The organism is Halapricum hydrolyticum (assembly GCF_025517535.1).
Classification (GTDB): domain Archaea; phylum Halobacteriota; class Halobacteria; order Halobacteriales; family Haloarculaceae; genus Halapricum; species Halapricum hydrolyticum.
In genome coordinates this window covers 1-9,535 of record NZ_JAOPKC010000039.1, presented here as the reverse complement: position 1 = coordinate 9,535, position 9,535 = coordinate 1, and the positions used below count along the sequence as shown (strand labels likewise).

Here is a 9,535-nt window from a genome sequence, read left to right as displayed (position 1 = left end):
GACCATCCGTGTTCGGTTAAGGAGAGAAACCGAGAGACGCTAGCGTTTTGATGAGGTTATCTTCAGAAACCGCGTAGAGAGAGGTTGTGCTACCTGAACTCTCTCCAACACTCATACGACGCCGGTTGACTTCTCTCTTCCCAGCAGACCTCATCGAAGGCATCGCGCGCGAGCGCGATGCCGTCCAACGTCACCGGAAGATCGATATCACGATGCTCGTCTGGTCGCTCATCTTGGGCTTCGCCGTTGACGGCGAAACCCGCTCTATCGCCGCGTTTCAACGCGTCTACCAGACAGCGACCAACAAGAAGGTGTCTCGCTCCAGCTTCTACGACCGATTTACGCCCCAACTCCGAGATCTTCTGAGCGACCTCCTCGCGCACGCGCTCGAGGAGGTCGCGGCTCCTCACACCGCCGTACCGCAACTCACCCAGTTCCGCGACACGATGCTCGCCGATGCAACCGTCTTCAGATTGCATCGGCTTCTCACAGCGTTCCCAGCGACTCACCAAGATCAATCCGGCGCACAGCTGTATCTGGTCTACAATATGACCAAACGGACGCTCGCACAGTTCAGCCTCACCGACGAACGAACCCACGAAAGCAGCCAGTTCCGCACGGGGAACTGGCTGCGTGGGCGGCTGTTTCTGTTCGATCTCGGGTTCTACAGTTACCGTCGCTTCGCGTTAATCGACGAGAACGACGGCTTCTTCGTGAGTCGGTTGAAGACGAACACAAATCCGCGAATCGTCGGTGAGCGACGGAAATGGCGCGGGCGCGCCATTTCCTTGACAGGGAGCCATCTCCAGGAGCAACTCTCGAAGCTCAAGCGCAAGCACATCGATGTGACCGGTGAGTTCGAGTTCAAGCGACGGCAGTATGGTGAGAAGCAATCATTAGCCACCGTAGAGTTCCGCGTCGTCGGTGTCCGTAACGAGGACACCGACGACTACCACCTCTACGTGACGAACCTTCCGGGAGAGTTTACGCCAGAGCAGGTAGCAGCGCTGTACAGCCTGCGATGGAAGGTTGAGTTGCTGTTCCGGGAGCTGAAGTCACGGTATGGACTGGAGAAGTTCGAGACGGGCGATGAAGCGATTGCAGAGTTGCTCGTGATGGCGGCTCTGCTGACGCTGACAGTCAGCAGAGCCTTGCTAGCGGTGTTTCAGGAGATTGACCCGGATGTGGAGTATCCAGAAGAACGCTGGGCGACGACCTTGCGGTCGGTCGCCCAGCCAGTACTTGCTGATCTCGCACTTGCTCTCGGGCATCCGCCACCTAACCTTCCTGAACTGGTGCGTCGTGAGGCACGCCAACCAGAGAGATCACGCCTCACCTTGAACAAACGGGTGGCTCAAGCCTTTAATCCGGAGGTATGGCCTTAACCGAACACGGATGGCTATCGACGCATACAGTGACAACATGTATCCAGATCAGAGTCTGATAACTAACGGGTTTGCTATTTAACTTCTATATGATCATACGGGTCTCTGTCATAGGCTTCCTGCATGGCTTCAGTTTTGATATGAAAATTTCCTTGTCGAGCACCACAGTTTCGGCAGAGGAAAGCATACTGTTGATCTACAACTTGGAGCGATGAGTACTCTTTCTTTCGGAGTACATCTCCTACCAAAGATATCGGCTCTGGGGATGTGAGCCCCTCATTAAATGGCCAAGTGATATAGACGTCACTACCACATTGATAACACGTGTATGGGAATCGAATTATCGGTATTTCTCTCATGTTAAGTCCCACTACCTCAATATCCTATATCCTGATCTATTCAGTACCGCTAAAGACTAAGCCTTTCCGGAGGTTCTTGGATATTGATCAGTTACCTCAGAGCCATATTCACTCTGTTCTGAGAGATTGATAGCAAGGAAAACACGGGTGGTTGGTCTATGACTGGTTTCTATAAACTGCACTCGATTAGTTCCGTTGGAGACCGGTGTTTGTCAAGAATCTCGTGACTGATACTGAGCATGTATTCATCATCCAGATCTAAAAAGAATTAGCACAGCAGCGACGACGATACCAGTTCCACCAACCGCTAACACTAGCGCGTCACCCGCGTTAATCAGGAGGTCCTCCCCAGTCCCAGCAAGAGATCCGGTTATCGTGATAGTTTGATTGAACTCTGTGAACAGATAAATTCCCAGTATGACGATGATAGCCACCACAATCAGAATTATAACCGCACTCACCGGATTCTGCTGCCCACGGGGTTCTGATATCACACCAAGGGGTAGGATACAGAGCCTTTTGGATTTTCTTTTCCAGTAAGCTTTGTTTCGGACATTTGCGCAAGACGTGCTGTATATTCACACTATCTGTGACAACAGATAAAATTCTTCCAGTAATGCTGTGTAAGATAGAGAAACAATAGTCAGCAAACCCGAATGGTTTGTTCCAAGTGTTTAATCGTGGAACATCCACTGGATTGGTTTTCAGACACGTCACCCTTCGGCACCTTCACCTCCAGAACCATCAACGACTGAGCTTATCAACCGCTCCGATGTTGTGGCCACCAAGAAGAATACACCAATCCCGAGAAAATATATGTGGGATGCAGACGATCCTACCGTCCGGTGGTCTAACCTCCTAGAGAGACCACCGATCGATTAATTCCTTGGCTAAGTCCTCAGTCCGCTGATCAATATCTTCACTCGTCCAATCTTCATATCTTGATACTTCTTCTGCAATCTTCACATCCGAATCACTGTAAGTTCTCTTCTTGTCGGAAAATGACGTTTCAACTACAGAAGCATGGTCGCTATCTAACAACAGAGTCAGATTCCCAAGCATGTCTTTCTGCTGCTCAAATCTATCATCATCGAGCCTTTCACGCCACTCGTAATAGTCAGGGTCCCCATATGTATTCCGAGGGGCAATATGTTCAATATGGAGGTCCTCAATCTCCATCTTCCACGGACCTCGACGCTCCTCTTCGATACTTACCAAGGCTAATAAGGTTCGGAAGTTCCAAGAACCGCGGATATTCATAGAGTTAGCTTTCAGATACTCTTCTATCTCTCCATCAGATGGGGTGTATTCTCTGATACAGTCACGGAGCGTTTGCCGAATATCGTTCTGATCTTCTGTCTTTCTAACCTCCGCTGCTGTACCGTAGATCGCGTCCCGAGTATCGGCGGATGACATCGAGCTTAATTCCATTCGCATAGCCAGAATCGACGCCAGTCTGAAGTTCTCTTTCAATAAGATATCGTCTTCAATATTGTTATAGATGGCGAGAGACAGTACTTCAGAGTGGGTCGAAGCGGAGTTTAAATATTGTAAGTGGCGTATGGCGTCGTCAGGTACATTCCTCCCCTCAACATCGTAACTGTTGCTACTAATTTGTAGGTATATGTCAACCTGATCCTGAAACCACATCACGAAGTCATACACATCATCGTAGTTGTCCAGGACCTTCTCGAAGTTCCTATACAGCTCGCTTTTGTCCACCTGTCTTGGGGTAGGAACTTCGGAATTGATGAGAATCTGCGTCATTGGACGACGAATACGAAGCCGTCTCTGGAATCGGGGGCCACCCAAGTCGTCTTCCAGCAGATTATAGATATGCCCCCACCGACGGGTAATCTCCTTTGACTTCTCTAAATCATCAATATCTTCCGCTGCGCCATGTATCCGAGCCTTGGCGAGAATCTGAGGCGAAACTTCCTTACCTCTCTCATTCTGAGACTGGAAGATTGAATATGCGAGACTTGGGTCTGTAGCTACGGTTTCTACCACACGAAGGTAGTCACAGATATTGTTCAGCAACTCTTCTAGTTCCTGTTCCTCCAATCCGTCGACTTCGCCAGAATAGTACTCATAAGCTTTCCGCACCCGACCGTTGGCATCTTCGACTTCGCCTCGCCAGAGCTTATTGAATTCCTCCTCTGCCTCCTCATCTGCAAGAATAATCTTCGGCTCTGGATCGTCACCTCTGTTGACCTCCAGAATATCCTCCAGACGAACATCACCCAGCCGTCCGTCTTCAGTCCCGAAGTGTGGTGTATCACGGATTGACATCATCAGAATGGAAATCGTAACCATCCGCTGCTGTCCGTCCACGATCTCGTAGAGACTTCCAGAATCCCGTTTGAGAAGAATAATGTTCCCGAGGTAGTGCTGCTCCACTTGCTTACCAATTCGGTCTACGTCCGTCCATAAGTCTCGCCAGTGCTTTTTCTCCCACTCATACCCCCGCTGATACTCAGGTACGTGGAACACCGCTCCTCGCTTTCCACCAAATAGATCTCTAATCTTCTTGTACCGTGCTTCCATAACACCAGCAAAAGGACGGGTGGCTAATAAATCCAAAACATCAATTGGGTCAAAGCCACACTCACTACAATACTCTCCCTAGTACTGCTGAATATGCGCTCTATGTTCAGCAGCGCCTTTGCTAACCCCTCAAATTCTGCTAGTAGAGCGTGAAACAGTGAGCGTGTTCGTCATTCGTCTTCATCATCCGGTAGTCGTCGCGAGAGTCGGTCAAACCGACTCTGAGCTGCTCTTGAGCGCTTCTCTGTCGTCTCAGAGTCGTAAACGACTGAAACCACTTCCCCGTCTTCAAACTCAACGTCAAAGATTGCATCCTGATGTCGCCCTGGCTGGGGCAAATCCGAGCGCTCGATAGTAACGTCGCTAACGACGTCACCATCGTCTTCGATGAGAAGTACAGCGAGCTCGTCCTCAAACCGATCAAGTACCGCTGTGTACGTCCCGCTGAGTGGTTCATTGGTCATGAGTAGACCTCCGTAAGTACGATCTCATTCGACTGATTGCTTACAGTAACAGTGTCACCGGCGTTGTTCCAGATCGGACTACCTGACCCCCAATAGAGGTCTGTCGAATTGTCTGTGCCAATTCCTGAGTGAATAGTAAGCGTTGCTCCCGGAGCGATCGTCACACCAGACGGGATTTGATACTCATGTCCTGCTGCATCAGCGACCGTCCAACCCCCAAGATCGACTGTCGTATCACCAGCATTCTTCAATACGATGTACTCATCGTTGAGGTTCTCGCTATCAGAGCCAGCAGCATCAGCGTGGACCTCTGACAGAGATATTGAAACACCCGATTGCGTCGTTCCTGGAGTTACTGTCGGGCTTGTAGTCCGATCTCCAGAGAGAGTGTACGTGCGTCGTCGCTCGGTAGACCCGCTTTCCCCAGGTTCGACTGGATCCGCTTGTCGTAGTTGAAGTGTGTCAGTCGGAGCGCTCGCCTGCGTCGCGACACTGAAACTTTGGCCAGAGCTCGTCACGACGATCGTCCCGTGAACGGCAGTCCAGTAGGTGTCAATATCGCGGGTTGCCAGTCGCTGTAGCACTTCCTCGTGCGGGTGTCCATACTGGGAATCGTACGCACTGGAGATGATCGCCACCTGTGGTGACGTCGCCTCGAGGAGTGCTGGGCTACTACTCGAATCGCTTCCGTGATGGCCAGTTTTGAACAGGTCGGCATTGAGCTCAGTACCGTAGGTTTCGACGAGGTATTCTTCAGCTGCCTGCTCACCATCGCCAGTCGTCAGGAACTGAAACGATCCATGCGAAACGTGGAGGACAATCGAGTTCTCATTTCGGGCTCCGTTTGCGAGGTACTCTTCTGGTGGGCTCAAGATCTGGATCGACGCGCCCTCGAAGGGGACCGTGTCACCAGCACGGACTTCGAAGAGGTCGACGTCGTGTGTCTCGACGGCATCGAGGTAATCTTGGTACGTCTGGCTACTCGAGGCAAGGCCTGGATCGTACACGGCGCCGATTCCCTCAGCCTCGGTTTCGAAATAGTTGATCACAGCTGCGTGGCCACCGATGTGATCAGCATCGCTGTGCGAAGTTACCAAATGGTCAATTCGCTGGACATCGTGGTTCTGTAGATATTGCAGGACAGCCTCGCCATCTGTCCGATAGTCTCCCGTATCGATCAGCATAGTTTCGTTCGACGTGCTTTCGAGGAAGATTGCCGTCGATTGGCCCACGTTGATGAAATGGATTTGGAGAGAACCTTCAGTTGGAGTCGCCGTCGATTGGGGCGCATCATCGATAGTCTGAGACGGTGTTGGCCCCGAGTCAAGCGTCGTCGTACAGCCAGCAAGGAGGACCAAAAACGCGACCCCAATCGTCACAACCGACGATCGGCTTGCAGAGAAACGCATTACCCGTATCTGGGCGTGTCAGAGGTATAATTCATGCGGTGGTTTATCGATCGAGTTCGATAATGACTCTCTTGTCTTGGTTATGGCCCCGACCACTCCTGGTCAATCTGCTCGATGCAACAAACTGGATCGAGACCCTGTTCGAGGGCGATCAAGTCAGCCAACTCGGCTGCGCGCTCTGCTCGGTCACGGTTGACGTGTCGTAACTCCAAACGCCACTGGGAGAGGGCTTCGATGATCAACAGCCAGTCCTGTGGATGGAAGTCAGTGTGTCGCTGCATCACACCGCTTTGAGCCGAGATCTGTTATAAATGTGCGGTAGACCTGTTGTCACGTGTCAATCTATTCGGCTCTCTACATATCGAGCCAGACTATCTCAGCGAAATCTAACGCATCCTGAAGATCTTCTGATAGCCGACCAATCACTCTCATCGCTTCAAATTTGGTTACATCCTCAGGAAAGTCCCACTCAGAAATCGAATAGTTCTCACAGACCAGAGTAAAAGTCGACCCCTCGGAAGATTCAAAGACTATCTGATATTCGTGGTGGTTGATCAGAATCTGCGGATTAGAAGAGGCCAATTCAATTTCGAATACTGGTTCGGCAGCTCCCCCACGATAGAAATCTGTAACTTCGCAGTCTGAATTATGGGCTGCGATTAGAACGTCACGATAGCCGTCATGCTCAATGAGTTCTATTGCTTCATCGGTAGACGAGAACCACTGCTGACCAGAGCCACCAGGGCTGTGTCTTCTAACCACTGCTGACTGAGCATCGGAAAGATCGTCTGTTTGTTCTCTTTTCAATGGTGGGAGCCCACCATTCTCGGCGTACTTCTCTTCCCAACCAGGAGGGACTTGGAAATCATTCCAGGGTTCGGTTGCCTTCTCAACAGTCACGTACTCTGTTTCGAGGTCATTCGGATCAACTGCCTTTGGGAAGTTCGCTTTGTAGACCTCGAGGGAATACTCACAGGCTTCGTTAAAGGCTTCCTCGGCCTCTTCTCCAGGAGCATAGTGACTACGTCCTGCGATGGTCCGGTAATAGAAGGCACGAGGTGATTCAGCGTGCTCCAGAGATGGCTCCGGAGAGTCTTGACGCTGTCCAATCCACCGGTTTGGAAAGCCATCAGTACCAGGTTCATAACGACGTGAAACTACTTCAGACTCGCCAATCTCGGGCCCCCAACGCTCGTATATGTCGCGACTCAATCGAAGTAGTTCCCCTTCTGGGAGTCTAGCATCAATCTTCGGGAATTGGTGAGTGTTTCTCTCTCTATCTGTAACCTCGATATAATCGTAGACTCGGTCACCTTCCCAGGTGATGTACCCCTCAGTCTCATCACCAAAGATACTCTGTGCGATTCGATCTAACGTTTCGTCCCCCGTTGAACTGAAGCCGGGTGTTTCAGTTGGGGTATACCCGTCACGATTCAGTACTGATGCGTAAGAGCCGTCCTGTTGCTCAAGACGTGTTCTGAAGGAGTTTATATCGCCCACGACGTCTGGATGGTTCGACAAATAATCCGTAAGAGCGTCTATCTCCTCAGATTCGAGTGAAGGAACGGTCACGCGTTGTGATGAAGTATCGGGATCAGCGTTCTGTGGCCGTCCTTCTTCGAGCGTGTATAGGTCTTTGATTTGCCGAAGAGGATGAACCAGGCTCCACGAAAGTTGATCTCCATCAGAATAACTCAGTGTGTCTGTGAGAAACTCAACCGCTCTCGGATCAATCTGGTATGTAATGTAGCCTACTTCGGGAGGCTTCGCTTTGATGAAATACTCTGTTTGGCGAGGATGTAGAGTATCGGACTTATTGACTCGGCGATTGAGAGTCGGCATCTACGATCAAACCGTGGAAGGTCATTACTATGAACCTTCTCCCTCATGGTGAATTTGAAGTGATATCAGGGTGGTCTGAACCAGATCTCTTTCGGCATGAACATTACCTCGAGCTCCCAGCACCCACACAGCATCCGTGTTCGGTTAAGGAGAGAAACCGAGAGACGCTAGCGTTTTGATGAGGTTATCTTCAGAAACCGCGTAGAGAGAGGTTGTGCTACCTGAACTCTCTCCAACACTCATACGACGCCGGTTGACTTCTCTCTTCCCAGCAGACCTCATCGAAGGCATCGCGCGCGAGCGCGATGCCGTCCAACGTCACCGGAAGATCGATATCACGATGCTCGTCTGGTCGCTCATCTTGGGCTTCGCCGTTGACGGCGAAACCCGCTCTATCGCCGCGTTTCAACGCGTCTACCAGACAGCGACCAACAAGAAGGTGTCTCGCTCCAGCTTCTACGACCGATTTACGCCCCAACTCCGAGATCTTCTGAGCGACCTCCTCGCGCACGCGCTCGAGGAGGTCGCGGCTCCTCACACCGCCGTACCGCAACTCACCCAGTTCCGCGACACGATGCTCGCCGATGCAACCGTCTTCAGATTGCATCGGCTTCTCACAGCGTTCCCAGCGACTCACCAAGATCAATCCGGCGCACAGCTGTATCTGGTCTACAATATGACCAAACGGACGCTCGCACAGTTCAGCCTCACCGACGAACGAACCCACGAAAGCAGCCAGTTCCGCACGGGGAACTGGCTGCGTGGGCGGCTGTTTCTGTTCGATCTCGGGTTCTACAGTTACCGTCGCTTCGCGTTAATCGACGAGAACGACGGCTTCTTCGTGAGTCGGTTGAAGACGAACACAAATCCGCGAATCGTCGGTGAGCGACGGAAATGGCGCGGGCGCGCCATTTCCTTGACAGGGAGCCATCTCCAGGAGCAACTCTCGAAGCTCAAGCGCAAGCACATCGATGTGACCGGTGAGTTCGAGTTCAAGCGACGGCAGTATGGTGAGAAGCAATCATTAGCCACCGTAGAGTTCCGCGTCGTCGGTGTCCGTAACGAGGACACCGACGACTACCACCTCTACGTGACGAACCTTCCGGGAGAGTTTACGCCAGAGCAGGTAGCAGCGCTGTACAGCCTGCGATGGAAGGTTGAGTTGCTGTTCCGGGAGCTGAAGTCACGGTATGGACTGGAGAAGTTCGAGACGGGCGATGAAGCGATTGCAGAGTTGCTCGTGATGGCGGCTCTGCTGACGCTGACAGTCAGCAGAGCCTTGCTAGCGGTGTTTCAGGAGATTGACCCGGATGTGGAGTATCCAGAAGAACGCTGGGCGACGACCTTGCGGTCGGTCGCCCAGCCAGTACTTGCTGATCTCGCACTTGCTCTCGGGCATCCGCCACCTAACCTTCCTGAACTGGTGCGTCGTGAGGCACGCCAACCAGAGAGATCACGCCTCACCTTGAACAAACGGGTGGCTCAAGCCTTTAATCCGGAGGTATGGCCTTAACCGAACACGGATGCAC

At 51.8% G+C, this 9,535-nt stretch carries 8 protein-coding genes; 2 read left to right on the top strand and 6 right to left on the bottom strand.

All coding sequences use genetic code 11. The features are described from left to right. Nucleotides 1-86: 86 nt before the first annotated feature. The gene (locus OB916_RS16675) at nt 87-1,385 is read left to right on the top strand and encodes an IS4 family transposase (RefSeq protein ID WP_315910421.1); all 1,299 of its coding nucleotides are present in this window, start codon (nt 87-89) and stop codon (nt 1,383-1,385) included. A gap of 607 nt (nt 1,386-1,992) precedes the next feature. On the opposite strand, the gene OB916_RS16670 is transcribed toward OB916_RS16675, so the two are convergent. From OB916_RS16670 to OB916_RS16645, 6 genes are all read right to left on the bottom strand, one after another. Then, entirely contained in the window at nt 1,993-2,238 is a 246-nt protein-coding gene (locus OB916_RS16670) for a hypothetical protein (protein WP_315910427.1), read from the bottom strand. A 364-nt stretch (nt 2,239-2,602) separates the two neighbouring features. After that, nucleotides 2,603-4,291 carry a DUF262 domain-containing protein gene (locus OB916_RS16665; protein ID WP_315910426.1) on the bottom strand — a complete coding sequence of 563 codons (1,689 nt, stop codon included), beginning with the start codon at nt 4,289-4,291 and terminating at the stop codon, nt 2,603-2,605. A gap of 170 nt (nt 4,292-4,461) precedes the next feature. Next, nucleotides 4,462-4,755, bottom strand: coding sequence for a DUF3006 domain-containing protein (locus OB916_RS16660; RefSeq protein ID WP_315910425.1), 294 nt, complete (start codon nt 4,753-4,755; stop codon nt 4,462-4,464). After that, nucleotides 4,752-6,164: a lamin tail domain-containing protein gene (locus tag OB916_RS16655; protein ID WP_315910424.1), complete on the bottom strand. Its 1,413-nt coding sequence runs from the start codon at nt 6,162-6,164 to the stop codon at nt 4,752-4,754. The genes OB916_RS16660 and OB916_RS16655 overlap by 4 nt, the downstream gene beginning before the upstream one ends. Nucleotides 6,165-6,244: 80 nt before the next feature. Further along, nucleotides 6,245-6,445, bottom strand: a complete 201-nt coding sequence (locus OB916_RS16650) for a hypothetical protein (protein ID WP_315910423.1) — start codon at nt 6,443-6,445, stop codon at nt 6,245-6,247. A gap of 73 nt (nt 6,446-6,518) precedes the next feature. Continuing rightward, nucleotides 6,519-8,006: a hypothetical protein gene (locus tag OB916_RS16645; RefSeq protein WP_315910422.1), complete on the bottom strand. Its 1,488-nt coding sequence runs from the start codon at nt 8,004-8,006 to the stop codon at nt 6,519-6,521. Between the two features lie 214 nt (nt 8,007-8,220). Here OB916_RS16645 and OB916_RS16640 point away from each other — a divergent pair, with 214 nt between their 5' ends. Continuing rightward, nucleotides 8,221-9,519 carry an IS4 family transposase gene (locus tag OB916_RS16640; RefSeq protein ID WP_315910421.1) on the top strand — a complete coding sequence of 433 codons (1,299 nt, stop codon included), beginning with the start codon at nt 8,221-8,223 and terminating at the stop codon, nt 9,517-9,519. The last annotated feature ends 16 nt before the right edge of the window (nt 9,520-9,535 follow it).